A 26,045-nucleotide genomic window follows, 5' to 3' on the forward strand; every position below is an offset into this window, starting at 1 on the left:
TGCGTGGCTGATCGCACAAAGCCAAATGACTCGCCAAACCTGGCAACGCATACGAACACCACTTGAATTTTTCAGATGTCGATATGCAAGAAACGATCTTCTCCACTTGCTGCCGCACGCTAGGCAAAGAAACCTGGGGCAGGGTGCTGGCGGCAGTGGAAGAGGATTTTGGGGCTGAAAACCTTCCCGACGCACTCGTTCACCTGACGGCATGCATGGACCTGCCCGGCTACATCGCCGACCTGGCGCGGCTGGAATGGATGCTCTACCAAATAAAAGTCAAGTGCGATGACCTCAAGCGGCCTGTTGAGGCCATTACGATCAACCCCACCTTGACCATCGTGCCTGTCCAATGGAAAAATTTGGCCGTCTTTATCCAGGCCGGGGCCACGGGTGCGCCCCCGTACAGCGAACCGGCACATGTGATCATCTGGCAGCACCCCGGAACGAATCAGCTGCACTATCGCGAAGCCGGTGACATCGACCTGCTTGCGCTCAAACTGGCAGCGGAACAGGTCGATCCCACAACGGCGGCAGCACTCGGCAACGTGAGCCGGGGTGACATCCAGACCGCCATCGATCGCGCCGTTTTTCAGGGGCTGCTGTTGTCGCCAGGGTCAGGCATCCGCCGCGTTCCGCAGACCAGGGCAATGGTGCCCCCCGAACTTGAATCGTTTTTGTGCGCGCAGATCTTTACCCTTCAGTGGCACATCACCCAGGCCTGCGACCTTCACTGCAAGCATTGCTATGATCGAAGCGACCGTGCGGCCATATCCGTTGACAAGGCCCTGGCCATTCTGGAGGATTTTTACGACTTTTGCCGTCGAATGCATGTGCGTGGCCAGGTGACCTTCACCGGTGGCAACCCGTTGCTGTATCCTCATCTTGAAATGGTCTACCGGAGGACGGCGCAGCTTGGTTTCGGTATCGCCATTCTGGGCAACCCGACACCCGTTGAACAGATTCAACGACTCCTCGAAATCGCCAGACCGCTTTATTTTCAAATCAGCCTGGAGGGATTGGCCGCACACAACGACCATATTCGCGGCAAGGGACATTTCGACCGGTCCCTGAAGTTTCTGCAGGTGTTGCGGGAATTGGATATCTTCAGCATGGTAATGCTCACTCTGACGCGCGACAATCTTGACCAGGTCATTCCGCTGGCTGAATTGCTGGAAAACCGGACCGATGCATTCACCTTCAATCGGCTCTCTACCGTGGGAGAAGGGGCCAAGCTTCTCATGCCCGAAAAAAACGCCTTTGAATTTTTTCTGCGGGCTTACGCCAAAGCGGCCGTCAACAGCCCAATCATGGGCCTCAAGGACAATCTGTTCAACATTATTCGGCGGGAAAACGGCGACCCCGCCCTGGGAGGCTGCACCGGCTATGGCTGCGGAGCTGCATTCAATTTTCTGGCCCTGCTGCCCGACGGTGAAGTTCACGCCTGCAGGAAATTCCCCTCCATCATCGGAAACATGCTTGACAGCAGCCTCTACGATATCTATCACGGTCATCGGGCCGGAAAATATCGCGCCGGCAGTCAAGCCTGTCGCGAATGCAGTCTCAACCTCGTCTGCCGCGGCTGCCTGGCTGTCTCCCACAGCCTGGGCCTGGATGTGTTTACTGAAAAAGACCCCTTTTGTTTTGTCGACCCGGAACCAGGCGGCCGTGTTCCGGCACAACGCCGTGTGAACATAAATCCGGATTGACGCCGGCACGCAGCCGAGGGATATCGATGGTGATTCGTGGCAGCCGGCACCAGCCGGATAAATTACCCCGCGTGATGATTCTGGCCACAGGCGGAACCATTGCCGGTTCGGCGGAGTCTGCGACCCAGGCAGGATACACACCCGGCCGGGTGTCCATCGAAACGATGATCGATGCGGTTCCCGGTATGACCGCCCTCGCCCGCATCCACGGTGATCAGGTGGCCAATGTAGGCTCCCAGGACATGACCTTTGCCATCATGATCGACCTGGCCAACCGGATCAACACCCTGCTGGGCAGCTCCGAGGCCGACGGCGTGGTGGTCACCCACGGCACGGACACAATGGAAGAGACGGCCCATTTTCTTAACCTGACGGTTAAAAGCAAAAAACCCGTGGTTATGACCGGGGCCATGCGCCCTGCCACCGCCGTCAGCGCTGACGGACCGCTGAACCTTTACAATGCCGTCGCGGTCGCCGCCGACCCGCATGCCGCTGGAAGGGGCGCACTCGTCGTGATGAATGACCGAATCCATGGCGCCCATTCGCTGACCAAAACCAATACCACGTCCGTGGAGACGTTCATTTCGCCCATCAACGGGCTGATCGGAACGGTCGATTATGGCAGGACCGAGTATTTCCGGAGACCGTTCCGCAAGCACACCCATCAAAGCGAGTTCTCCCTCAAGGGGGTTGCATCCCTGCCCCGCGTGGATATCATCTACGCCTGCGCCGACATGCCGCCTGACCTTATCGACTGTTCGGTTGACAACGGGTCCAAGGGCATCGTGATCGCCGGAGATGGCAACGGCAACATGAATGCAGCCACCATTCAACGGGCTGCCCGGGCTGCAAAAAAAGGAATCTTGATCGTTCGCAGTTCCCGCGTTCCCACCGGGAAAGTGGGGCGGAACATGGAGATCGATGACGACCGCATGGGGTTTGTCGCTTCGGATGAGCTCAACCCGGCGAAAGCCAGAATCCTGCTCATGCTGGCGCTTTTGCAAACGCGCAGCCTGGATGAGATTCAGCAGCTCTTTTATGATTACTGATCCACGCGCCGTCCCGATCGCCCGGCGAGAAAGGCCCTGACCACCTGTTCGCTGCGGCGGGCCAGCAGATCACCGGCGTGTTGCATCGTTTCCGCCAGCGACTGGGGCCCACTGCAGATCGAAAAAACCGCATTGATGCCGATATCATAAAGCGATTCAATGCGATCACCGATCCCGCCGCAAATGGCGATGCAGGGTATTCCGGCCGCTTTGGCCGCCCGGGCAACACCTGCCGGGGCTTTGTTAAACCGGGTCTGACCATCGATCCGGCCCTCGGCAGTAATTACAAGCTCAGCACCGGCGAGGTGTCCCTTGAGCCCGACAACATCCACCACCAGGTCGATTCCCGGTATCAGCTCGCCCCTGAGGAAAGCATGCAAACCGCCTCCAAGACCACCCGCGGCCCCGGCTCCCGGCATATCCGCCAGGTCAATTCCCATATCCGTATGAATGACCCGGGCCAGGTTAACCAGCCCGTCGTCGAGCTGGACGACCTGATCCGGCGTGGCGCCTTTTTGGGGGGCATAGACCGGCGATGCACCGTCCGGGCCGGTCAATGGGTTGGTCACATCGCAGGCCACGGATACCGACAGATCCTGGAGTCTCGGATCAATGTGGTCGCGGTCAATAGCCGTGATCGCATTCAGCGCACCGCCCACCGGTTCGACCGGCGAACCGCTCGCATCCAAGAACCGGTAACCCAGGGCAGCAGCCATGCCGATACCCCCGTCGCAGGTTGCGCTGCCGCCGATCCCCACAATGATCCGCGTCGCGCCGCTATCCATGGCCGCGCGGATCAGTTCGCCGGTACCGAATGTAGTGGTCTGTGTCGGATCATGCAGATCAGCGGGCAACAAAGCCAGCCCGCTGGCCCTGGCCATTTCCACCACGGCCGTTTTTCGCGACCGAAGCATACAAAACGGAGCCGAAATGGGTTCCATTCGCGGGCCATGGACGCTGGCGCTGACCATCTGACCGCCCAACGCGGCGAGCATGACTTCAGTAAGCCCGTCACCCCCGTCAGCCACGGGCACGCAGACGGCATCGCATCGGGGAAGAACGTTGAGGATTCCTTTTTTAATGGCTTGCGCCGCTTCCACGGCATTGAGACTGCCCTTAAACGCATTGGGGGCGACGACGATACGCATAAATGGTTGCTCCTCCGGAGAATATTGACGGACGGGCAGGCAGGAAACCGATGCACGTTCATGCTATACCGCAATCTATAGTCCAATCCGGAATTCATGTAAACAGCCATTCATGCAGTCCAACCATCGAAGGTCTGGTGAACGGCGCCGCGTCAATGGCCAATATCGGCAATTGACTTGACCGGTTCATCAAGCGAAACCGGAAAGAGATGCTGCGATGCATATACCGCAAAAAACAAATCCAACCACGCGGCCGCGGGCCAGAGCGCTGGGCATCGCCCCCGGCATCCTGCCGACAGGGCGGCTCAATGCCATTACCGATGTTCGCCCGGTGAAGGTCGGACATGTGACCGTGATCGATGGGGACGATATCCGCACCGGAGCAACCGCCATTCTTCCCCATGCGGACAACGTTTATCAGAACAAGGTTCCGGCAGGCATCGCCGTCGGCAACGGGTATGGCAAATTGGCGGGCAGCACCCAGATCCGGGAACTGGGTGAAATCGAGACCCCCATAGTCCTGACCAACACCTTGTGCGTACCACGCGCGGCGGATGCCATTTTGGACTGGGTATTGACACTTTCGGGAAACGAAGCGGTTACCACCGTCAATCCGGTGGTGGGGGAAACCAATGACGGCCGGCTGAACAACATCCGAAAACGCGTGTTGACGCCCGAAATCATTCGCCGGGCAATAGATCGGGCTGCCGACGGATCGGTCGAAGAGGGCAGTGTGGGCGCAGGCACGGGGAGCATGGCCTTCGGCTGGAAAGGCGGCATCGGCAGCAGTTCACGTAGGCTTCCGAAATCCTTGGGCGGTTATACGCTCGGCGCTTTGGTGCAGTCCAATTTCGGCGGGGTTCTCCAAATTCTCGGAAAACCGGTGGGCAAGGCGCTGGGCCGATATTTCCTCAAAGATTCGCTGGATAACGGCGATGGGGACGGTTCGATCATGATGGTACTGGCAACCGATGCGCCCCTGTCGGACCGGAACCTGTCGCGACTGGCCCGGCGAGCCCTGTTCGGCCTGGCACGTACCGGGGCCTCATTTTCCAACGGTTCCGGCGACTATGCGATTGCCTTCTCCGTGGCTGATGCGGTGCGCCGCACCCCAAAGCGGCGTCGAGCCAGATCCGCCATCGCGGATCTGCCCAACGAATTGATCTCTGCGCTGTTTCAAGGGGCCATTGAAGCAACCGAGGAAGCCATCCTGAACTCCCTGTTCAAAGCCACCACAATCAGCGGCTACCGAGGATTCATCGGAGAGGCCATCCCTTTAAAACGGATGTTGACGGTGTTGGGCGGCAACAGTACTCTGCCATAAACCTGAAGGAGCAATCCGAATCCGGCCAGTTCCTGTGGCCGGGAAGTTAAATTTTGACCCATCCGGATTCTCCATCATCGCTTCAGTCGATTTGCCAACAACGATCCGAATGCATATTTTTTTTACAGCCGCTTTGCTTTCGATTGCCTTCGATCCGTAAGGAGCCTTCCCATGCCGCTTGAGAAGATAGATATAGACGCAACGATTGAATTCCTTGCCATCTTGAATGAAAATGGACAGGCGGACAGCCGTCTCGAAACGCCAATCGACCCTGAGATGCTGTTACGATTTTACCGAACCATGCTGCTTGGCCGTCGTTTTGACGAACGGCTGCTGCAACTCCAGCGCCAGGGGCGCATCGGCACGTTTCCACCCATTTCAGGCCAGGAGGCCGCCCAGGTCGGTGCGGTCGCCGCAATCAGACCCGCAGACTGGTTGGTTCCATCGTTTCGTGAAACTGCGGCAGAATTATGGCGGGGCAGAAGCCTTGAAAACATTATTATTGCGAACAATGGGCTGAACGAAGGGGGCATCATGCCGGATACCAGCAAGGATTTCCCCATATCGATTCCCGTGGCTTCACAAATTCCCCATGCGGTGGGCCTGGCATGGGCGGCCAAGTACCGCAAAACTGATGAGGTCGTGATGGTGTTTTTCGGTGACGGCGCCACTTCGGAAGGTGATTTCCATGAGGGCATCAATTTTGCCGCTGTTTTCCAGGTGCCATTGATTTTTGTCTGCCAGAACAACCATTGGGCCATTTCGATCCCCCTTTCAGGGCAAACGCGTTCCCAAACGCTGGCACAGAAGGCCGTGGCCTACGGAATTCCTGGAATTCGGGTGGACGGCAACGATGTTTTGGCGGTGTATACAGCAGCTGAAAAAGCGGTACAACGCGCCCGTGCAGGCGAAGGCCCCACGCTTATCGAGTGCGTCACCTACCGCCTGTTGATGCACACCACTGCCGACGATCCTAAACGCTATCGTACCGATGCGGAGGTCGGACAATGGCGCAAAAGGGATCCACTGCGCCGGTTTGAAAAATATCTTCTCAACAAGGGGATTTTGACCAAAGAAAACGCCGCCGACCTTCAAGCTCAGATTGCAGAGGAAATCCAAGCGGCCGTGAACCGTGCCGAAGACCAGATGAAATCCATGGGTGACCCGATGGAAATGTTTGACCACCTCTATGACGAGATTCCGCCGTATCTGGAAAAGCAAAAATCCATGTTTGAAGGCGAGTTGTCCGAATCGGACAGGGAGGATGCGCATGGGTAAGATGACGATGGTCCAGGCCCTGAACCTGGCCCTGCGGCAAGAGATGGAAGCGGACGATCGCGTGATTGTGCTGGGCGAGGACGTCGGGGTGGATGGCGGTGTGTTTCGGGTGACCGACGGGCTGATCGGCCGATTCGGGAATGAGCGCGTGTTGGACACACCCCTGGCGGAATCGGCAATTGCAGGTATGGCCATCGGAATGGCCGCTTACGGACTCAGGCCGGTCTGTGAAATCCAGTTTTCGGGCTTCGCCTATCACAGCTTTCACCAGTTGGAAAACCATGCCGCGCGCCTGCGGTGGCGCACCCGGGGACATTACCACGTCCCCATGGTTTTGCGGACGCCCTATGGAGCGGGTGTGCGGGCCCTGGAGCACCATTCGGAGAGTCGTGAAGCCTATTGGGCCCATACACCGGGATTGAAAACCGTTGTTCCGTCAGGACCCCGCAATGCCAGAGCCCTTCTTGTGAGCGCCATCCGCGATCCGGATCCGGTGGTCTTTTACGAGGCAAAAGCGATTTATCGCGCATATCGGGAAGAGGTTCCCGATGAAGAGGAGGCCCTGCCCATCGGCCGGCCCCAAATCGCCAGGGAAGGAACCGACCTCACCCTGATCGCCTATGGGGCCATGATGCGCCCCACAATGGCCGCTGCAGACCGGCTGTCCGGCGAGGATGGGTTGGAAGCCGAAGTGATCGATCTGTTGACCTTGTCACCTTTGGATGACACCCTGTTGACTGAATCGGTTAAAAAAACTGGCCGCGCCGTGATCGTCCACGAAGCGCCGCGAAGCTTCGGACCCGGGGCAGAGATCGTTTCCCGGTTGATGGAAGGTGCCTTCTTTTACCTGGAGGCGCCCATTGAACGGGTAACCGGATTCGATATCGTCATCCCCCTGTTCAGCCGCGAGAACCATTATCTGCCCGGTGTGTCGCGCATTGTCAGCGCTGCACGCAGGACCTTCAACCACTGAAGAAGGAGTCCATATGGCGCGGACGTTTAAATTGCCCGACCTCGGGGAAGGCGTACATGAGGGAGAAGTGTTGGCTGTTTTTGTGTCAGCGGGTCAGATGGTTAGCGAAGGCGACATTATTTTCGAGGTGGAAACCGACAAGGCTGCCGTTGAGATACCCTCACCGTATGGCGGGATTGTTGCCGAGGTTATGGTTCGTCCCGGAGACACGGTAAAAGTCGGAGAGGTGATGCTGCGCTTTGAAAATGGCGACAGCCGAGTGGAGAAAACTGCCCCAGCGGAGGGAGCCGGTCGGATCAAACCCCGGGGCCAGGAAGAAGAACCCCAAAAAACGCCGCCGGGTGGCCATGGAACACCTGTACCGGCCTCTCCGGCGACGCGCCGGCTGGCGCGAGAATTGGGTGTCGATCTGCACCAGGTCCAGCCTGCAGACGCCGGCGGGGTCGTGACTGCGGACGATGTCCGTTCCTTTGGCAAGCGCGACAACACTCCCGTCAAAATTGCGGCCGAACCCGAAAAACCGATAACCCCGGCTGCCGACAGATCTCGACCGAATATTGAACTGCCCGATTTCTCCCAGTGGGGACCGGTCGAAAGAATCCCCTTCCGCTCCATCCGCAGGGCCACGGCTGCCCACATGGTGAAAGCCTGGTCCCACATCCCCCATGTCAGCAGCCAGGAATCGATCGATGTCACCCGTCTGGAAGCATTTCGCCAGAAGCACAAGTCCGACATCCAAGCGGCCGGTGGACGCCTGACGCTGACGGTGTTTGCACTCAAGGCCGTGGCCACCGCATTGAAAACCTATCCGCAGTTCAATGCGTCGCTGGATGTGGACAACCAGGAGATCATCCAAAAGCAATATTACCATATCGGAGTGGCGGTCAATACGGACAGCGGCCTCATCGTCCCGGTTATCCGTGACGTGGATCGCAAAAGCATCAAGGAGCTGTCCATCGAATTGCAGCAGTTAGTCCAAACAACCCGCGAACACAGGATTGCGCGCGAATCGCTTCAGGGAGGAACGTTTACCATTACCAATGCCGGCGCCATGGGTGGAGGCTTTTTTACACCGATCGTCAATTTTCCGGAAGTGGCCATTCTGGGAATGGGAAAGGCGCGGATGCAGCCGGTCGTGGACGCCGATGACGGTGATCGGATCGTCCCGCGGCTGTTAATGCCCGTCGTGCTTTGCTTTGACCACCGGGTTGCAGATGGAGCGGGCGCGATCAGTTTTCTACGTGTAGTGATGGATGCGCTTGAAGATCCGGATGAACTGTTGATGACCATGATCTAAGAAGATCCATTACGGACGATCCATCGGTGCACAGATACGGACAGTCAAGGAGCAATCTCCATGGTTATGGGAGAACTGGAACAGGAAGCCCAGGTACTGGTGATCGGTGGTGGACCGGGCGGTTACGCAGCGGCCTTTCGCGCCGCAGACCTGGGATTGGACGTCACCCTGGTGGATTCGGCTCCACGACCCGGCGGGGTCTGTTTGTATGAAGGTTGCATTCCCTCGAAGACACTGCTTTTTTTGTCGGAATTGATCCATGATGCCGGTCGTGCGCATGAAATGGGGATCTCCTTTGGACGGCCGCGGATTGATCTTGACGCACTGCGCCGTTGGAAAAAACAGGTGATCAACACCATGGCCGCCGGTTTGGAGGAATTAAGCCGCCAGCGGGGGATTCAACGCCTGCATGCCCGGGCGACATTGGAAAGTTCCCGGCGGGCGCGCCTGGAAGGCTGCGAAATCAGCCGAATTGCCTTTGACAATGCCATTATTGCCACCGGATCGGTTCCTGCACCCCTGCCCGACATTCCCTTCACCACCGGCAGCCGGATCATGGACACCAGCGGTGCCCTGGCGCTGGCCGATCTGCCTGGACGGATGCTGGTGATCGGCGGCGGCTATGCCGGTTTGGAATTGGGATCCGTGTATGCGTCCCTCGGTTGCCGGATCGATCTGATAGAGCTGGGCGACACGCTCCTTCCCGGTGTGGACGCGGATCTGGTGGCCCCGCTGAAGCGACGTTTGGAAAACGAGTTCGAATCCATCCGTCTGCGCACGCGGGTGGCTTTGATGAAAGAGACTGTCAGTGGAGTTGACGTACACATCAGCAATGACGACCAAAGCGGTTTGATATCCTACGATCGGGTACTGGTGGCCATCGGCCGCCTTCCTGCCAGTCAAGACATCGGTATTGAAAACACGCGCGTCACGGTAGATGCAAAGGGATTCATCATTATAGACGAACAACAACGCACCGGTGATTCGAACATCTTCGCCGTCGGTGATGTGACTGGTGGAATGATGCTGGCGCACAAGGCTTCCCGAGAAGGCAAGGTGGCTGCCGAGGTCATTGCCGGCCAACCCGCAGCCTTTGACATCCGAGCCATCCCGGCAGTAATCTACACCGATCCGCAGATAGCCTGGTGCGGCATGACCGAGGCGCTTGCTCAGCGGGAAAACCGCCCCATTGAGATTCGGCGCTTCCCCTGGAAATATTCAGGTCGTGCGGCCACCATGGGATTAAATGAAGGACTGACCAAACTCATCATCGATCCCGAAAGCGGACGAATCCTGGGATCGGGGGTGACCGGACGCCATGCCGAAGGGTTGATTGCCGAAGCGGTTCTGGCTATCGAAATGGGTGCCTTGGCCGAAGACATGGCCCTGAGCATCCATCCCCATCCGACATTGTCAGAAACCCAAGCCGAAGCGGCGGAACTGTTTTTGGGAAATGCAACCCATATGCTGGCTTCGGGTATGCTAAAGCGCAGTTGATCGCACACCTGCCTGTTGGTTGGCATGGATTCCCTGCCTGTCTTATCGATCGACACGATCACAAATTATCAATATTTTGATGAAAAGACTCAAAAATTTGATTAAATCAAACTATTGAGAGCCTGTGGCGGGCAATCCTTATAAAATTATTTGTATACTCAATGGATTAAACACAAGCGCCAACCGGCACGACAATTGAAGGTAAAACCGCAGGAGGTCAACGCGTGGGTGCTTGATTAAAGGCGGCCTCCCCCTGGTATTCGAGGCATTGGCCTGGGAAAGCGCATCCTTTGTAAAAATATCCGTTCATATCGCACCACCTTTAGCATTGCACAGGGGGTCGTGCCAGTGGCGTCCGAGATTAAAGACCGGAGACTGAGTCACCGCTGTACCAAGGACGTCGGCATGCACTGCACTGTGTTGCTCGGGAGAGCGCATCGGCTTGTAACCATACGCAATTATAGTACTCACGGCATTTATTTCGAATCGTATGCTATCATCCAGCCCGGGACCATTGTCGTGCTCAGGACAACGGGTGCGAACGATTTTTTGGATGTCGATGCGGCAGCCAGGGCGCCTTTGTTTTCCATTGCCAAGAGCGATCCCGAGGCCTGCACCCGATTCCGGTCGCATCTCCTTGCCAGGGTTCAGCGGTGCGTCAAAATCGATGGCCATGACGAAAATGAACGCTATGGGATCGGAGCCGAGATCCAGATGCTGACCGACTAAACGGAAATGATGGGATCGACGCAGAGCGGACATTTAACCTCAAACCGACTGTCTGTTAAGAAATGAGGAGAAAATTACCATGAAGAAAATGCCGTTAAGAGATACAACTGGAAAGTGCAGGGGAGAGTGCCGGGACCGTGTCTTTGAAGGCGAACTGGAACGGCAGGCTGCCATCAATCGTTCATCCAAAAAATATGATGAGCCCGCCAAACAGTCACCACCATGGACATCCAAACGCAACGACCCGCCCGGAGCCATGGGGGGTCGGGTCTAACCGGTGTCCGTCCAGAAAGGGTGGATTTTGATTCAGGCCGAGTCCACAACGAAATTGAAACCGCCGGCGCAGTGGCGCTGGGTGGAAACTTTCAAAAAAGCGGAAACGCCGGCCTGGCCTACAGGTGCCATTATGGATGAACACGAACTGACCCCCGCCATCGGGTTATTCAACCGCTCAAGGCTTCAAAACCGAAGCGGCAGTCAAATCAGGGTGCCGGCAGAGATGCCGGCACCCTGAAGACCCCCAGGATCCCGATGGACACGAACTGATACCTGCAGAGGTGGCTGCAGAAATCGGAAGCAGGAGTAGATGCGCATGCCCGAAAATGTTGCTCAAAAACTAATTCAGTCTCATCTGGTCGAAGGCAAAGCGGCAGCCGGTGAAGAGATCGGATTGCGGATGGATCAAACGCTTACCCAGGATGCCACCGGAACGATGGTCATGCTGGAGTTCGAAGCCATGGACATCGGTCGGGTACGCACGGAACTGTCCGCTCAGTATGTCGATCACAATTTGCTGCAGACGGACTATCGCAATGCCGATGATCACCTTTTCCTGCGCAGCGCCTGCCAAAAATTCGGTGTGTGGTACAGTCGGCCGGGCAACGGCGTCAGTCATCCGGTGCATATGCAACGTTTCGGTCTGCCCGGCAAAACCCTGGTCGGCTCCGACAGCCACACCCCGGCAGCAGGCGGGCTGGGCATGCTGGCCTTCGGTGCCGGTGGCCTGGAAGTGGCCACGGCCATGGCGGGTGAGCCCCTTTTTATCGTCATGCCCAAGGTGATGGGTGTTTTCCTGACCGGCCGTTTACCCGACTGGGTCAGCGCCAAGGATGTCATTCTGGAGATGCTTCGCCGCCACGGTGTGGATGGAGGCCGGGGCAGGATCATTGAGTATTTTGGACCGGGGCTGGGCAATCTGACAGCCATGGACCGTCACGTGATCGCCAACATGGGCACCGAACTGGGGGCCACGAGTACGGTTTTCCCTTCCGATGATGCCGTGCGGCGATTTCTCGCCGAACAAGGCCGTGCGGATGCCTGGCATGAAATCGTGGCCGATGCGGGTGCTGAATATGATGAAACCGACACAATCGACCTGTCGCGACTGGAACCGCTCATTGCCCTGCCCAGCAGTCCGGGCAATGTGGTTCCCGTCCGTGAGGTGGCCGGTCGACCCATCTACCAGGCTTACATCGGATCTTCGGCCAATCCTGGCTTGCGCGACTTCGCCGTGCCGGCCATGATGGTGACCGGCCGTCAGGTTCCGGATCACATCTCTTTCGATGTGAATCCCACTTCGCGCCAGCTGATCGAGAACATGATCGAAATGGGGTTGATGGACCCCTTGATCAAGACCGGGGCACGGTTTCACCAGGCCGGCTGCAACGGGTGCATCGGCATGGGCCAGGCTCCGGCTACCGGGAAGATCAGTCTGCGTACGGTACCGAGAAACTTTCCGGGGCGTTCGGGAACCGTGGAAGACCAGGTTTATCTATGCAGCCCTGAGACGGCTGCGGCATCGGCGCTTACCGGAGTCATCACCGATCCGCGAACGCTGGACATGCCTTATCCGCATTTTACCCAACCGGCGGAACTGCAAATCAACACGGCACTGCTGGTGGCCCCGGATGCAATCGGTGGCGAAGTTGAACTGGCCAAAGGCCCCAACATACAACCGCTGCCCGATTTCGACGAACTTCCCGATCATCTTGAAGGGCCGGTGCTGCTCAAGATGGGCGACGACATTTCCACTGACGAGATCATGCCTGCCGGTGCGGCGGTGCTGCCCCTGCGCAGCAATATTCCTGAAATCAGCCGATTTGCATTCAGCCGCATCGACGACGCCTACTTTGCGCGGGCGATGGCTTGCCGGGAAGGCGGCTCCTTCGTGGTGGGCGGCAACAATTACGGCCAGGGGTCCAGCCGTGAACACGCCGCCCTGGCACCCCGGTTTTTAGGGCTGCGGGCCGTTGTGGCTAAAAGCTTTGCCCGCATCCACGCCCAGAACCTGGTCAATTTCGGCATCCTGCCGCTTACTTTTGATAATCCAGGAGACTGGGAGGACATTTATCAGGATGACATTTTGCGACTGGAGGGGCTGCGGACGGTGTTGCCATCGAACCATTGGCTGACTGTCCGCAACCTGACACGCGAGCGGACCTATCGACTGCGACACCCGTTGAGCGGCAGGCAGCTGAAAATAGTATTGGCCGGCGGGCTGATCAATGCGATCAGACAACGCCGATAAGTCGGCACCAGCGCTTATCGTGAACCGCCCACGGACAACGCGTCGGCGGGCGGCCGGTGAGTGAAAGAAGGCCGCAGCGTCGCTGGACAACGCGTCGGTTGTGGCCAAGACCATGGGGGTTATACGAATGGATTCGGGCGATACTGCGCAACCAGCCTGCACGCTAAGTGAAACTGACAGCAAAGGGCATCCGAACCTTTGCTGCTGCTACATCCGGGGTGCCGACGGCAAGTTCCATGATCCCTGCTACCATCCGGTGGATGAATGCTGCGGCAGGGGGACGGGGCCACACCGGGAAAACCGAAGGAGGTGATGTCAATGTCCGAACAACGATCTCGTCAATGCTGTTCCTTGGAAAAAGACCGTCTGGTGGAAGAACTCAGAAGGTGTGATTCCTGTTCCACCAACTATGAGGAATTTCACCGTTGTTACCGAGACGCCGCCAGGCAAAGCGGCCAACGGTCGCGCGTCTGCATCGTCGATTGAAAGACCCGTTGGCAGCTGCCGAAGAATCGCGAAGGAGCCTGTGATGAAAAAAGAGATTAAAAATGACCGGCTGAAGGTATTTATCGAAGGGGCCAGACTCATTTCAGACCATGAACAAGCAGCCCTGCCACGTGACAAACGCGAGGCTGTATCCGGCAAAGCAGGTTTGTGGATTGAAGTGGCGTGCCCCGAGGGCGCCTGTTCACTTGAAAAAGATAAAATCACATTGCCGGCGGGGGGAGTGATCCCTGAGGAAACGAAAGGCCTCTGGCTGAGCCTGTTTTGCCCTGAGAATCAGTGCGCCATCGAGCAAAGCACGGATTTACCTTGATTGGCGGCTGCCATCGGCGGTGAGGTTGTTTCATTCTACCGGTGCAGCCCGGTAATTTGTATTCATTGGGTTTTTCCCGGGTTTTTGAATCCGCATCCGTTTGATTCGCTCGATCAGGGTCGTCGGTTTGATACCCAACAGGTTTGCGGCGCCGCCATCCCCATAAATTTTCCAATTGCATCGCCTCAGTGCGTTGATCGTATTCTGACGTTCCAATTGGCTCAACTCTTCCGCGGAGAAGATCTTGTTGTCGACGTCAATATTGACAACCCGGTCAACTGGGTAGGCTGCAGCCGGCGGGGAAGACTCCTTGAGGGCGTTGAAGTTCAGGAAATTCGACCGGGTGAGAATTATCGCCCGCTCAATGGCATTTTCAAGTTCACGGACATTGCCCGGCCATGCATAGGCTTGAAGGTCCAGCACGTTGGCCTGGGTCAGTCGTGGCGGCTGAACATTGAGTCTTTTTGAAAGCTTGCAGATGAAATGCGCGGCCAGCAGGGGAATGTCCTCCTTGCGCGCATTGAGCGGCGCGATATGTATGGGGAACACATTCAGGCGGTAAAACAAGTCATCCCGAAACCGATTGGCCTTGACTTCGTTTAAGAGGTTTTTATTTGTTGCGGCGATAATTCGGACGTTCACCCGCCTGGTTTTATCCTCTCCCAAACGCTCATATTCGCCTTCCTGAAGGATCCTCAGCAGTTTGCTCTGCAGGTCAAGTGGAATTTCACCCACCTCATCCAGGAAAATGGTTCCACCATCGGCGGCTTCAAATCGACCGATTCTGTCTTTTACCGCACCGGTGAATGCACCTTTAATGTGGCCGAAGAATTCGCTTTCATACAGATCCTTGGGGATGGTGGCGCAGTTGACCTTGATCATTGGATTTTCTTTTCTTTGGCTGTGCCGATGGATTTCCCGGGCCACCAATTCCTTGCCGGTGCCGGACTCGCCATGAATCAGCACATTGGCATCCGTGGGGGCCACCAGTTCAATCTGCGATATCACGGTTTTAATCGGATGGCTTTGACCGATGATCGTTCCGTAGGATTGAGATTCGGCCAGTTCCCTCTTTAAGGTCAAATTCTCTGCTTGCAACCGATCCTTCAACAGCCGGATCTCTTTGGTGCGTTGAGTTACCATCTCCTCAAGGTCATTCCGCGATTGTATCATCTCCTGCTCTTCCTGCTTACGTTTCGAAATGTCCTCCACCATGCCGATAATCTTTTTTCCTTGCGGCGCTGTTCCCGTCAGCAGGGTAACGGCCAGGCTTCCCCAGATCGTGGTCCCCTTTTTGGAACGGAATCTTTTTTCCAGGCGGTAATGATCAATCTCTCCGCGGGTCAGCTTTTGCACCAACCCCAAATCGATATCGATATCATCCGCATGGGTGATATCGGAAAAATGCATGTTTTCAAGCTCATTTCGGCTGTATCCCGTCATGCTGCACAGTGCCCGGTTGGCCAGAACAATCTTCCCGCTCCCATCGGTCATGACCGATCCGAAAGGCGCGTATTCGAATATTTTTCGAAACTTCATCTCACTGGCCTTCAATCTGGATTCGGATTGTTTCTGTTTGCGTATTTCCTTTTCAAGACGCGCATTGGTTTGCTCAAGCGCGTTGACATATGCTGAACATTGATTTTCAAGCAGTTGGCACTTGTCTGCCAACGCCTTCAGATTCTGATCGATCCCATTTGCAGCCATAACTTCCCCTTCGCAAGACGTTTAACTCAAATATTTGAGTTAAACTGTGCACGTTTTAAAGTAACTCAAGGTGCAAAGCTTTTTAATTGCGGCAATCGGTCCGGCGTGGCGACCCTTGTTTGCAGGAGCATGGCCGTGCAGACAGACATACATCTTCTAACCCTGCCAGGCCTGACGCAGCACCTGCGCCACCACCTGATCCGGTGTTGTCCCTGCTGCAAAGACGGTGATGTCTGCGTAGCGTTCGTATAGCGGACACCGTTCGTCATAAAGCATATCGATGGTCTGGCCGGGCATTCTCAGAACACCGCGCGCATCCAGATTGCCCAGCCGCTCCTTGAGCTGCTGCAGCTCGATCTGCAGGTAGACTACCGGTCCCAATGACCTGAGATGGCACATGGCTTTCGGGCTGTATACCGCACTACCGCCGGTGGCCACGACCCCGCATTCCGGTGGTACGGTGAGCAGATATCGTTCTTCGATGCTGCGAAATCCGTCGATGCCATAGGCGGCAATGGTCTCCTGCAAAAAACAGCCCTCTCCCGTCTGCATCAGGATATCCGTATCCAGAAACGACACCCCCAGACGTTTGGCCAGAAGCACACCGATGGTGCTTTTACCCGCCCCGGGCATGCCGATGAGTATCAGATTTCGTTGTTTCGCCATTGCGCGTCCATCCTTCGCAAAACATCCATTCGAACCTGTTCAAGCGTCTCAGCGGCCTTCCACGGGGAAGGTTTCGAAGACCTTATCGCAGGACTTTGTAATTTCCCTCATACCAGTTTTTCAGATCGCTCACATACCATTTTGAAAAACGCCGGTCTGATGGGCCACCGGCCAGATTGGTATGGACCTCATCGGTGGCCAGGTCGGTGATGAACCGGTATGTGGGGCTGAAGGTGGTTAAGCGGCCGGCATTTTTAAAAATCTGTCCCTGGGGAATGGTGGCCCGGCAACCGGGAAGTCCAAGCGGACCGTAATCGAAACCCATGAATTTAGGCAGCTTGCCGCCGAACAGCAGGTGGACCAGGGTGATGAAGCGCGTCCGCCCGTAGGGCAGCGGGTCAACCCGAAGGCCTTCTTCAATGCCCTGCTTGATCAGCGCTTCGCGTTCTTCTCCGTCGAACCAGGCCGATGACTGCTTGGTCAGAATCTGATCCAGGTTCGCGTAATAGTCATTGAAAAGGCTGGTTTCCGAAAAAACATAGTCCACCACAGCACGACCGACCCCGTGGTCTCCAAACACCACATCGATGACGGCCCGGTAGACGGACTCGAATAGCATGGCCCCTGCTGAGTCGGCGTGATAGCGCAGATCCCATGTTTTCAGGATGCGGCCCTTGGCCGTATCCGGCAGCAGTGGGCCGATGATTTTCATCAACCGTTCCGCCTGCAGCGAATAGAGGTCGTAGTGCATGTCTTTCATGTAAGCCACATCGAGGTTTTTACCGGTTTCCAGTAAATGAACGATGCGGTCGGCCCGGTATGGCCCCATGCACAAGTTAATCGGGTTCGACCGCCCCAGATAGTTGAGGTCCTGGTTGGCTGTAGCAATGATCCCCTCCGGAGGATTGAACACCTGGGGAAGGTCATCGGGATCGTTGAATCCCGCACAAGCATACTTTTCCTCCCACCCAGGCAGAGGCAGCAGGCCGCTGACCCCTTCCGGGCGGTTGAAATGGCGCCCGCTCATCTGGTAGCCGATGTCCCCGCGGGTATCGGCTATAACCCAATTCATGGACACCACCTCCATCTTCCGGAACAGCGTCATGGCCTCTTCTACACAGCGGGCCGTCATCACCGCAATGATGGCGTTGAAATCTTCTGCCGCACAGCCTTTGGCAGCGGACCATCCCAGCGTCAGATAAAAACCCTCCTTGTGGGGATCGCCTTCCAGCAGTCCATTTTCATTCTCGTGGACGGTAATCCGCAAAGCCTCCTTATGCTTCACTTTTATCTCTTCTTCTCGAACGATGAAGGGCCTCCATCCCGCTTCTCGATAATATTTCCCATCCCGGCATCGTTCAATGCGGAAATCCAGCATGTCCATATAGGAAAAAGTAAGCCCCCACGCCAGATGCGCGTTACGGCCGGTGATCAGGGCGGGTGAACCCGGGACAGCAAAGCCCATCAGAACGTTACCCGGCAGCCGAAGGACAACCTCGTGCCCAACGTTGGGCAAGCGGTTGACTTCCAGGTGGGGATCATTGCACAGGATCGGAAAACCGGAGCGGGTATGGCGGCCGGAAACGGCCCAGTTGTTTGACGCACTGAACCGGGGAAGCCGGTTCAGCCATTGCACTGCTTCCGGAACCAGCGGTGGGGCAAGTGTGATCTTGCCGATCAGGTCCCTATCGATGGAATCGGTGAGGCAGGGAAACAACTCCTTTAGTTTCTTTTCCGAAACCCCTTTTTGTATCAGCTCCACCAGGAATTTTTCCATGTTGGCCTGAATGTCTGCCAGGCCGAGAAATCCAATGGCCTTGCTCAGAAGAAGACAGTCCTCGACGGCATAGGGATCTGGGTGTCGATATCCCACCACCTTGAATTCAAATGCCGGCCCGTTGTCATTCATCCAGTCATTGAACCCGTTCACGTAGGCATCCATCGCCCTGCGTGTGTCGGGGTTCAGCTGTTCGAGCTGCGCCTCCGGGTCCGGGAGAAAATTCATCCGCCGCATATAGGTATCGATGGCGATCAGGGCATCATCAGCCTTGAGCAATTCAGCGGCACGGCCCTGGAGAAGCATGCGGGTGAGCAGCGTCTGCAGCTGGCGATCGTTTGCGTGAACCCACCCCAGACCCCGCATCAGGTCCGCTACCGTATTTGCGGTAATTTCCGGAATGCCGTGTCTGTTTCTCAAAATCCGGATATTTCCGTCGTCTCCATGCATGACAACCGGGTTTGTTTTTAATCTCACGGCTTGGCCTCCTGCTTCAGCAAAATGGCAATTGGGCTGGGCGACGGCATCCAGTTGCGTTGCCCGGCAAAGGCGGACGGAATAGGCGTGTCAAATCTTTTGAGGGGCGGTTGCTACCTGAAAATTACACCGACACAATCACCTTCATATTCTCATGGGCGAGGAAAGCAGCGGGCGGTCAGCCCGGTCCAAAGATCACAAGGGCTGTCGCCACCGCGATTGCGTGGAACAGCCAGGCCGGTATAATGCTGTGTGAGCGTTCACGGATCATGCCGGCAGCGATGCCGAATATGGCAGCCACGGCGATATATCTGATCAGAATCCCGCTTGTCAGCGTTGTCATGGGGTGGTCTGACAACATGGTCGTCTGGAATCCGATGGCGGCTGCGTATAGCAAGGATGATCCGATGGTGGGACCGGAGAAGAACCACCGGCTTTCGCAGTCCTGGATATTGGCCAGTTGCGCCATCATACCGTGCACAAGGCTTCTGAACAACAGCTCCAGAGAAAGTGGAATTAAAACCAGCGCAATCGTCCAGGCCACCAGAGGGTCGGCGGCAAACAACTCCTTACCGGGAATCAGCATGATCCCGGAAAGTCCGCAAATAACTGCGATGGGCAGAATACGCCACCAGTCTTTACCGACGGGCAGCATGATGCCGAACTGCCATGGCCGGCGCAGGGCCACGACAGCGAGTATGATTATGGTGAATACCAGCAGCGCCACATGAAATCCGAATATCTGACTTCGGGTGCACGCACTGGAAATTTCCCAGCCAAACCACTGGGCAGGCTGCCAGTTCTGACCGGTGGCGACGGCAGCAACAACAATAAGCATAGAAAATACGGCGCTGATCAAAAACCGTTTCACGTGGCGAATGTCGCTGCGTTTTTCAATGACGTCACGGCAGGCCGAAACAATCTCTGCGGGCAAAAGCCTGGTGCCGAGATCCCTGGGTGAGCCGCCGATATCTCCGGACCCCCCCCAGCGGCTGACATTGATGTGCCCTTTGACCGCCGGGTCTATGAAATTCAAGCGCTGATACAAATCCTCTAAATTGACCGGCATGAACAGGTCCATCTGCCTCAGGGTGTAATCTTGTTTTCCCCTGCGCAGGGCCACCCACCCCAGCCGATTGCCGTATAGCTTGGTCAGGTGAGGCTCCAGTTCGTAAATACCCAGATCCGAAGCCACCACCACGGCAATGCGGTTGTTGGTCAATTCGATTCGGGCCAACTCTTCGATGCCCTTGAAATCATCCAGTTCGCCCAGCTTGATCAGAAACTGGTCCAATTTTCTTAATACACCGAGGGTATAATCAAGAAAATCGGTTTGGGTCCATTGGTTGCCTTTTTTTAGTTCCAGCTCATCGGCGCGCAGGCGATCAATGACGCGCATGAGCTTCTGGAGCAGATCCACAGGCAAGCCGCTGAGCTCTCGCAGCTCCAGACCAAGGGCATCGATTATTCCCTCCAGCCTGACCAGTGCGAAAAGGGAGCGCCGCTGGATCGCATCACGGTTGTTGATCCGCTGGTGATTGAGAATGATCCAGATGGCCAGAATGGTGTCCAGATCGGGCTCATTGGCAAAAATCTTCCATTCGCGCTCACGCAGATCCAATCCTTTGACACACATGATCAGGGCCTGTTCGCAGGTCGCCAGGGTAAAGGTACGGACGCACCCCTCATGGTGATCCAGGTTGTAGATTTGCTTTTCATGATCCAGGAAGGGTTCGGCTTGGGCGACCCCGTCCAGATAGATCGTTCCCGGAGGGGCTTTGCGCGCAGCAGATGCGGTAACCGTCAGGCCGGCTTTGATGATGACCTGCAAGTTGGGGGCTTCAAGGCAGGTCAGCACCCGATCCGTGCCCACCGCTTTGATCGCGTAGCGATCCGGAAAAACATTTCCAGCGGCCCCCGGTTTAAGGGATGAATTTTCCAGTACCAAGGACGACCGATCGATTTCTACCATATCAGGCAAACAGTCCTGAGCTAATGTTAAGCCAAGCGAGACCAGCGAAAACCGCAGTCCTCATCCATAACAATCAGCGCGGGTAGGGTCAACAGGTTAATGGTTCACACCCCCAGTCAGGGCCTCCTTTGATTGGAATCAATCATGCCGCCTTGGGTAAAATCGGTGCCGGGGTGCAGGGGGTATCGGGTCCGCGGGTATCTGCGCCCACCACCAGTGTCTCCATGATGGCACGACTGATCTGCTCACGGTTCAAGTTGAGGCTGTTGCTGCCGAACAGACGGTTGAATTCCAATACGTAGGGGAATCCTCCCACCATGGCGATGTCGAAACCGCCATAATTGATACCCAGTTCCGTTGCCAGTCGCTTCACCAGTTCCACGGCCGCTTCGGGGATCGGGCTGAGGTCGATCCGCCCGCCCTGTGAAAGGTTGTTGTGAAAGCTCCGGTCCGATTGGAGCCGCCAGAACCCGCCCATAATCCGGTAGCCCACCGTGACGATGCGCAGGTCTCGTTCTATGGGCAGATATTCTTGCGCATAAATAACCGGGGTCAGCTCCAGGTAACGCCGCCAGTCCCTGCGGGTATGAATGAGAAAAACCCCGCTGCCCATGCTGCTTCTGGGAAACTTGGCCACAAAGGGTGTCGTCATCTGATCCCAGACGGCATCGGCATTCTCCGGAGAGACGGAATAGATAAGTGTTTCGGGCACATGCGCCGGCGCCACGGATAGAAAACCACGGGTCATCTCCACCTTGTCGTGCCCGATAAGATAGGATGCCAGACTGGGGAAAATCCGCCGCTTGAGCCCGAACACCAGGGCGTTGACTTGCCAGTAATCAGGAAATAGGACCCAGTCCGCCGCCTTGATGCGCTCAATCTGCCTGAAAAAATTCTCCGGCTTGGCGAAAGAGACACCGGGAAGGTTCATGGTGCGCAGCGGGTCGAAGGATATCAGGTTCAGCATGCGTGTTCAGCCCCCAATCCAGCGCCCCGCATAGAAACCACCGGCGGCCACAAGGGCGCATAAAAGGGTTCCCCAGAGGATATCCACGATCACCATGGTCAGTGGCCAACCCCTGATGGTGGCCATATTGGTCAGATCATAGGTGGCGTAGGTGAAAAAACCGAATAAGCCGCCCCACACCACGGCTCGCGCCACCAACCCCTTTTCCAGGGCCGGCACCACCGCGAAAATCAGAATGCCGGCAATATAAATGAGATAGAAGGCCGCAGCCGCCGGCCAGTTGACCTGGTCGCTCAGGATGAAGCCGATTTGTTGCTTGTAGAAATCACGCCCCAGCCAGCCCAGCCAGATGATATCGATGACAAAAAAGACCGGAACCGTCACCAGGTATAGCTTGATATAAAAGATTGTATTCACGAATGCCTCCCGGGTCGGCAGCCGGATTCAGGCATGAGGCCGGGTTGAGATCTTGCCCTCAGTGCGGCAAACATGGGAGCAGGGTCAATGCACATGGACATTGCCAGGAACGGTTTGAGGTTCTGGATTTCTGACTGGGGGGTTATCGGTTCATCGATCTGTGGCCTTTGGCCTGACACCCCAAACACCTGGCGTTCACCCCACTACCCTGATCCTCCCCACCGCCGCCTCGACCGCATCCAGAATTTCGCCGGATCGCAATACCTTTAGCATGGTTTCCATATCCTTGTACAGCTCCCGGTCCTGTTCCATGTAAGGTACATGCCGACGGATCACCCGGTAGGCCTCACGGGTGCCCCTGCCTGCCTTCAAGGGCTGTTTTTCGGTGACCAGGTCATAGGCCTGGGCGGCGCAGAGCAGTTCAATGGCAATAACGTTCTCCACATTGGCAAGGATCTCCCTGCTCTGGCGCATGGCTATGGTGCCCATGCTCACATGGTCCTCCTTGTTGGCGGAGGTGGGAATGGAATCCACACAGGCCGGGTGGGTCAACACCTTGTTTTCGGATACCAGGGCGGCGGCGGCATACTGGCCGATCATGTAACCGGAGTTGAGTCCTCCCTGGTTGATCAGAAAGGCGGGCAGTTCGCTGAGCTGCGGATTGACCATGCGCTCGATGCGCCGCTCAGACACACTGCCCAGTTCCGCCAGCCCCATGGATAGATAATCGGCGGCCATGGCCACCGGCTGACCGTGGAAATTGCCGCCCAGCCGCACCTCTTCGGTATCCGGGAAAATCAGCGGGTTGGTGGTGGTTGAATTGATTTCGATATCGATGACCCGGCGGGCATGGGCCACCGCATCCTTGCTGGCCCCGTGGATCTGGGGGGCGCAGCGCAGGGTGTAGGCGTCTTGAACCCGGGCACAGCCTTCGTGGGAAGCGATGATTTCGCTGGCCTCGGTCAGACGCAGCATGTTATCCGCAGTAACCAGCTGGCCCGGGTGGGGGCGGACCTGATGAATGCGTGGATCGAACTCACTGTTGGAACCCATGAGCACTTCCAGGGTCATGGCGCAGGCGATGTCAGCCATCTTGGACAGACGCACCGCATCGTGCACCACCAGGGCGCCGATGGCGGTCATCACCTGGGTGCCGTTAATCAGGGCCAACCCCTCGCCCGCCGCCAGGACCAACGGGGCAAGTCCGATCTGGTCCAGGGCCGCCGCACCGGAAATGCGCCGCCCCCGGTAAAACGCTTCACCCTTGCCAATCAGCACCAGCCCCAGATGCGCCGTGGGAGCCAGGTCCCCGCTGGCTCCCACCGAGCCCTTCTCCGGTACCACCGGCGTCACCCCGCGGTTGAGAAAAGCCAGCAGATAGCGGATGGTTTCCATACGACAGCCGGAGTAACCCAGGCACAGATCGTGAATCCGAAGAGCCATGACGGCCCGGACCACATCCTCAGGAAGTGGGTTACCCACGCCGGCGGCATGACTCATGAGAATGTTCTCCTGGAGCCGCCGTGTGTCCTTCTCGGAAATTATAACGTTGCAAAGGGCCCCGAACCCGGTGGTAATCCCATAGATAACCCGTTTCTCCTTGACCCAGCGATCGATCAGGGCACTGGCTCTGGCCACCCGGCCTTCTCCGGCAGCAGACACATCCACCCCACAGTTCGATCGGGCAACCGTCACCAGGTCAGCGATCGTGATTTTCTCTTTATCCAGAAGCAGGGGTTGCAGGATCATTGTTTTTCTCCATTCCAAGACCAAGGCTGCGCAGCGACAGCGTCTTCATTAAGCGTTTATCCCGTCAAACATCCGATCCACCGCCGCATCCACGGCTTCGTCGGCGGCAAGGAAGGGAAGCGTAATCTGATCCCCGTTGTCATTGGCCCGGTTGTAGGCGGCGGCCACCTCCATCGCATTGGGATTTCGGGCCCAATTACGCCGGGCCACCCCGCCCATGACGTCCCAGTTCATGGCCGACCGAATGATGCCGTCCACCCGTCGGCTGCCGTCCAGAACCAGGCCGAAACCGCCATTGATGGCTTTGCCGATACCGGTGCCTCCGCCGTTGTGCAATGCCACCAAAGACATGCCCCGGGCGGCATTGCCGGCAAAACAGTGGGTGGCCATATCCGCAGTGACGTTGCTGCCGTCGTTGATGTTAGCCGTCTCCCTGAAGGGTGAATCGGTACCGCCGGGATCGTGGTGGTCCCGCCCCAGCATGATGGGACCCACGACCTTGTTTCTCACCATGGCGTTGAAGGCCAGCGCGATGCGCATGCGGCCCTTAGCATCCTGGTAGAGAATTCTCGCTTGGCTGCCCACGACCAGCCGGTTCCTGCCGGCATCACGGATCCACACGTAGTTATCGCGGTCCTCGGGACGGCGGTCCGGATCGATGCAGGCCATGGCCGTGCGGTCGGTTTTTTCAAGGTCCTGCGGGTCGCCACTGAGGCACACCCAGCGGAAGGGCCCGTAGCCGTAGTCGAAGATAGGCCCCATGATATCCTCGAAATAGGAGGGAAATACAAAACCGTCCTTTACATCTCTGCCGTTGCGGGCCACATCGGTCACTCCGGCGTCGAAAACGGCTTTCAAAAAGGCGTTGCCGTAGTCGAAGAAATACGTACCCCGGCGGACCAGCGTTCGAATCAAGTCGATGTGGGTCTTGAGGCTGGCATCCACCAGCCGGCGGAACCGGCGGCGATCCTCGGAAAGCAGCCGGGTGCGCTCCGCGAAGCTGATCCCCTGGGGGCAGTAACCGCCGTCATACACCACATGGCAGGATGTCTGATCAGAAAGCAGATCCACGGGGATATTGTTTTCAACCATGTATTGCAGCAGGTCCACCACGTTGCCATGATAGGCAATCGAAAGGGGGCGCTTTTCGTCCTTGGCCTTCAGGGCCGCTTTAAAAACCCCGGCCAGGTCGTCAGAAACCAGGTTCACCCACCCCTGGCGGTGGCGGGTATCGATGCGTGAGCCGTCAACCTCCGCAATGACGGACACGGTCCCGGCAATCTCGGCCGCCTTGGGTTGGGCGCCGCTCATGCCCCCCAGTCCCGAGGAAACAAAAAGCAAGCCGGCCAGGTCGCCGTCGGCCGGCACCCCGCACATCTTGCGCCCGGCCCCCAACAAGGTATTGTAGGTGCCGTGAACGATGCCCTGGGGGCCGATATACATCCAGCCGCCGGCGGTCATCTGACCGTAGGAGGAAACGCCCATCTGAGCGGCGATCTCCCAGTCGTCGGGGTTGTCGAAAAGTCCCACCATCAGGCCGTTGGTGATGATGGTGCGGGGGGTGTCCGGGCTGGAGCGGAATAGGCCCAGGGGGTGGCCGGACTGGACCACGAGAGTCTGGTCGTCGGTAAGCGTTTGGAGATATTTTTTAATCAGTTGGAACTGCATCCAGTTCTGGCAGACGCTACCGGTCTCGCCGTAGGTGACCAATTCGTAAGGATAAAGGGCCACGTCGAAATCCAGGTTGTTGTCCATCATCAACTGGAAGGCTCGCCCGGACATGCAGTTGCCTTGATAATGGTCGATGGGCAGCGCCCGGATCTCACCCGAGGGACGAAAGCGGTAACCGTAAATGCGCCCGCGGGTTTTCAGTTCTTCCAGAAACTCGGGAATCAGCGCCGCGTGATGCTGCCCGGGCACGTAGCGCAGGGCATTTTTGAGGGCCGTCACGGTCTGGCTGCGGCT

General features: G+C 57.1%; 21 protein-coding genes. 12 read left to right on the forward strand and 9 right to left on the reverse strand.

The genetic code is table 11. The annotated features are described in order from the left end of the window. Window positions 1-83 precede the first annotated feature (83 nt). Window positions 84-1,709: a thio(seleno)oxazole modification radical SAM maturase SbtM gene (sbtM, locus tag R6V78_RS02485; RefSeq protein WP_410287743.1), complete on the forward strand. Its 1,626-nt coding sequence runs from the start codon at window positions 84-86 to the stop codon at window positions 1,707-1,709. A 26-nt stretch (window positions 1,710-1,735) separates the two neighbouring features. Further along, the gene (locus R6V78_RS02490) at window positions 1,736-2,758 is read left to right on the forward strand and encodes a type II asparaginase (RefSeq protein ID WP_410287744.1); all 1,023 of its coding nucleotides are present in this window, start codon (window positions 1,736-1,738) and stop codon (window positions 2,756-2,758) included. Here the strand turns inward: R6V78_RS02490 and R6V78_RS02495 are convergent. Continuing rightward, window positions 2,752-3,906: a glycerate kinase gene (locus tag R6V78_RS02495; protein ID WP_410287745.1), complete on the reverse strand. Its 1,155-nt coding sequence runs from the start codon at window positions 3,904-3,906 to the stop codon at window positions 2,752-2,754. The genes R6V78_RS02490 and R6V78_RS02495 overlap by 7 nt on opposite strands. A gap of 217 nt (window positions 3,907-4,123) precedes the next feature. Between R6V78_RS02495 and R6V78_RS02500 the strand changes: the two genes are divergently transcribed. The 10 genes from R6V78_RS02500 to R6V78_RS02545 all read left to right on the forward strand — a co-directional run bounded on the left by R6V78_RS02500 (window position 4,124) and on the right by R6V78_RS02545 (window position 14,348). After that, window positions 4,124-5,230, forward strand: coding sequence for a P1 family peptidase (locus tag R6V78_RS02500; RefSeq protein WP_410287746.1), 1,107 nt, complete (start codon window positions 4,124-4,126; stop codon window positions 5,228-5,230). A gap of 171 nt (window positions 5,231-5,401) precedes the next feature. Beyond that, on the forward strand, window positions 5,402-6,508 hold the full coding sequence (gene pdhA, locus R6V78_RS02505; protein WP_410287747.1) for a pyruvate dehydrogenase (acetyl-transferring) E1 component subunit alpha: 1,107 nt from the start codon (window positions 5,402-5,404) through the stop codon (window positions 6,506-6,508). Beyond that, window positions 6,501-7,481 carry an alpha-ketoacid dehydrogenase subunit beta gene (locus R6V78_RS02510; protein WP_410287748.1) on the forward strand — a complete coding sequence of 327 codons (981 nt, stop codon included), beginning with the start codon at window positions 6,501-6,503 and terminating at the stop codon, window positions 7,479-7,481. The genes pdhA and R6V78_RS02510 overlap by 8 nt, the downstream gene beginning before the upstream one ends. A gap of 13 nt (window positions 7,482-7,494) precedes the next feature. After that, window positions 7,495-8,778 (forward strand): dihydrolipoamide acetyltransferase family protein, encoded by a 1,284-nt coding sequence (locus tag R6V78_RS02515; protein WP_410287749.1) that lies wholly within the window; start codon window positions 7,495-7,497, stop codon window positions 8,776-8,778. Window positions 8,779-8,838: 60 nt separating this feature from the next. Then, a complete protein-coding gene (gene lpdA, locus R6V78_RS02520) occupies window positions 8,839-10,275 on the forward strand; it encodes a dihydrolipoyl dehydrogenase (RefSeq protein WP_410287750.1) in 1,437 nt (478 codons plus the stop codon). A gap of 519 nt (window positions 10,276-10,794) precedes the next feature. Next, window positions 10,795-11,004: a hypothetical protein gene (locus R6V78_RS02525; protein ID WP_410287751.1), complete on the forward strand. Its 210-nt coding sequence runs from the start codon at window positions 10,795-10,797 to the stop codon at window positions 11,002-11,004. Window positions 11,005-11,083: 79 nt separating this feature from the next. After that, window positions 11,084-11,278: a hypothetical protein gene (locus R6V78_RS02530; RefSeq protein ID WP_410287752.1), complete on the forward strand. Its 195-nt coding sequence runs from the start codon at window positions 11,084-11,086 to the stop codon at window positions 11,276-11,278. 318 nt (window positions 11,279-11,596) lie between these two features. Next, window positions 11,597-13,531: an aconitate hydratase gene (locus R6V78_RS02535; protein WP_410287753.1), complete on the forward strand. Its 1,935-nt coding sequence runs from the start codon at window positions 11,597-11,599 to the stop codon at window positions 13,529-13,531. Between the two features lie 318 nt (window positions 13,532-13,849). Further along, complete coding sequence (locus R6V78_RS02540) at window positions 13,850-14,017, forward strand: hypothetical protein (protein ID WP_410287754.1); 168 nt, start codon at window positions 13,850-13,852, stop codon at window positions 14,015-14,017. A 43-nt stretch (window positions 14,018-14,060) separates the two neighbouring features. Then, window positions 14,061-14,348, forward strand: a complete 288-nt coding sequence (locus R6V78_RS02545; protein WP_410287755.1) for a hypothetical protein — start codon at window positions 14,061-14,063, stop codon at window positions 14,346-14,348. A gap of 30 nt (window positions 14,349-14,378) precedes the next feature. Here the strand turns inward: R6V78_RS02545 and R6V78_RS02550 are convergent, their stop codons facing one another. The 8 genes from R6V78_RS02550 to R6V78_RS02585 form a co-directional block, all read right to left on the reverse strand. Then, window positions 14,379-16,055, reverse strand: a complete 1,677-nt coding sequence (locus tag R6V78_RS02550) for a sigma-54 interaction domain-containing protein (RefSeq protein WP_410287756.1) — start codon at window positions 16,053-16,055, stop codon at window positions 14,379-14,381. 156 nt (window positions 16,056-16,211) lie between these two features. Continuing rightward, window positions 16,212-16,721 (reverse strand): shikimate kinase, encoded by a 510-nt coding sequence (locus R6V78_RS02555; protein WP_410287757.1) that lies wholly within the window; start codon window positions 16,719-16,721, stop codon window positions 16,212-16,214. 82 nt (window positions 16,722-16,803) lie between these two features. Beyond that, window positions 16,804-18,975, reverse strand: coding sequence for a penicillin acylase family protein (locus R6V78_RS02560; RefSeq protein ID WP_410287758.1), 2,172 nt, complete (start codon window positions 18,973-18,975; stop codon window positions 16,804-16,806). 178 nt (window positions 18,976-19,153) lie between these two features. Then, window positions 19,154-20,947, reverse strand: a complete 1,794-nt coding sequence (locus R6V78_RS02565) for a CPBP family intramembrane glutamic endopeptidase (protein WP_410287759.1) — start codon at window positions 20,945-20,947, stop codon at window positions 19,154-19,156. Between the two features lie 142 nt (window positions 20,948-21,089). Then, window positions 21,090-21,914, reverse strand: coding sequence for a RimK family alpha-L-glutamate ligase (locus R6V78_RS02570; RefSeq protein ID WP_410287760.1), 825 nt, complete (start codon window positions 21,912-21,914; stop codon window positions 21,090-21,092). A gap of 6 nt (window positions 21,915-21,920) precedes the next feature. Then, window positions 21,921-22,331 carry a DUF2177 family protein gene (locus R6V78_RS02575; protein ID WP_410287761.1) on the reverse strand — a complete coding sequence of 137 codons (411 nt, stop codon included), beginning with the start codon at window positions 22,329-22,331 and terminating at the stop codon, window positions 21,921-21,923. A 195-nt stretch (window positions 22,332-22,526) separates the two neighbouring features. Then, window positions 22,527-24,080, reverse strand: a complete 1,554-nt coding sequence (gene hutH, locus R6V78_RS02580; protein ID WP_410287762.1) for a histidine ammonia-lyase — start codon at window positions 24,078-24,080, stop codon at window positions 22,527-22,529. Between the two features lie 48 nt (window positions 24,081-24,128). Beyond that, a partial coding sequence (locus tag R6V78_RS02585; protein WP_410287763.1) for a urocanate hydratase occupies window positions 24,129-26,045 on the reverse strand: 1,917 nt, incomplete at its 5' end.

Origin of the sequence: Desulfosarcina sp. (assembly GCF_046496365.1) — a bacterium.
Lineage (GTDB): Bacteria > Desulfobacterota > Desulfobacteria > Desulfobacterales > Desulfosarcinaceae > Desulfosarcina.

Excerpts from the sequence above, each read along its gene's own strand:
- sbtM (WP_410287743.1), top strand. The coding sequence starts at position 84 with ATGCAAGAAACGATCTTCTCCACTTGCTGCCGCACGCTAGGCAAAGAA.
- R6V78_RS02490 (WP_410287744.1), top strand. The coding sequence starts at position 1,736 with ATGGTGATTCGTGGCAGCCGGCACCAGCCGGATAAATTACCCCGCGTG.
- R6V78_RS02495 (WP_410287745.1), bottom strand. The coding sequence starts at position 3,906 with ATGCGTATCGTCGTCGCCCCCAATGCGTTTAAGGGCAGTCTCAATGCC.
- R6V78_RS02500 (WP_410287746.1), top strand. The coding sequence starts at position 4,124 with ATGCATATACCGCAAAAAACAAATCCAACCACGCGGCCGCGGGCCAGA.
- pdhA (WP_410287747.1), top strand. The coding sequence starts at position 5,402 with ATGCCGCTTGAGAAGATAGATATAGACGCAACGATTGAATTCCTTGCC.
- R6V78_RS02510 (WP_410287748.1), top strand. The coding sequence starts at position 6,501 with ATGGGTAAGATGACGATGGTCCAGGCCCTGAACCTGGCCCTGCGGCAA.
- R6V78_RS02515 (WP_410287749.1), top strand. The coding sequence starts at position 7,495 with ATGGCGCGGACGTTTAAATTGCCCGACCTCGGGGAAGGCGTACATGAG.
- lpdA (WP_410287750.1), top strand. The coding sequence starts at position 8,839 with ATGGTTATGGGAGAACTGGAACAGGAAGCCCAGGTACTGGTGATCGGT.
- R6V78_RS02530 (WP_410287752.1), top strand. The coding sequence starts at position 11,084 with ATGAAGAAAATGCCGTTAAGAGATACAACTGGAAAGTGCAGGGGAGAG.
- R6V78_RS02535 (WP_410287753.1), top strand. The coding sequence starts at position 11,597 with ATGCCCGAAAATGTTGCTCAAAAACTAATTCAGTCTCATCTGGTCGAA.
- R6V78_RS02540 (WP_410287754.1), top strand. The coding sequence starts at position 13,850 with ATGTCCGAACAACGATCTCGTCAATGCTGTTCCTTGGAAAAAGACCGT.
- R6V78_RS02545 (WP_410287755.1), top strand. The coding sequence starts at position 14,061 with ATGAAAAAAGAGATTAAAAATGACCGGCTGAAGGTATTTATCGAAGGG.
- R6V78_RS02550 (WP_410287756.1), bottom strand. The coding sequence starts at position 16,055 with ATGGCTGCAAATGGGATCGATCAGAATCTGAAGGCGTTGGCAGACAAG.
- R6V78_RS02555 (WP_410287757.1), bottom strand. The coding sequence starts at position 16,721 with ATGGCGAAACAACGAAATCTGATACTCATCGGCATGCCCGGGGCGGGT.
- R6V78_RS02565 (WP_410287759.1), bottom strand. The coding sequence starts at position 20,947 with ATGGTAGAAATCGATCGGTCGTCCTTGGTACTGGAAAATTCATCCCTT.
- R6V78_RS02570 (WP_410287760.1), bottom strand. The coding sequence starts at position 21,914 with ATGCTGAACCTGATATCCTTCGACCCGCTGCGCACCATGAACCTTCCC.
- hutH (WP_410287762.1), bottom strand. The coding sequence starts at position 24,080 with ATGATCCTGCAACCCCTGCTTCTGGATAAAGAGAAAATCACGATCGCT.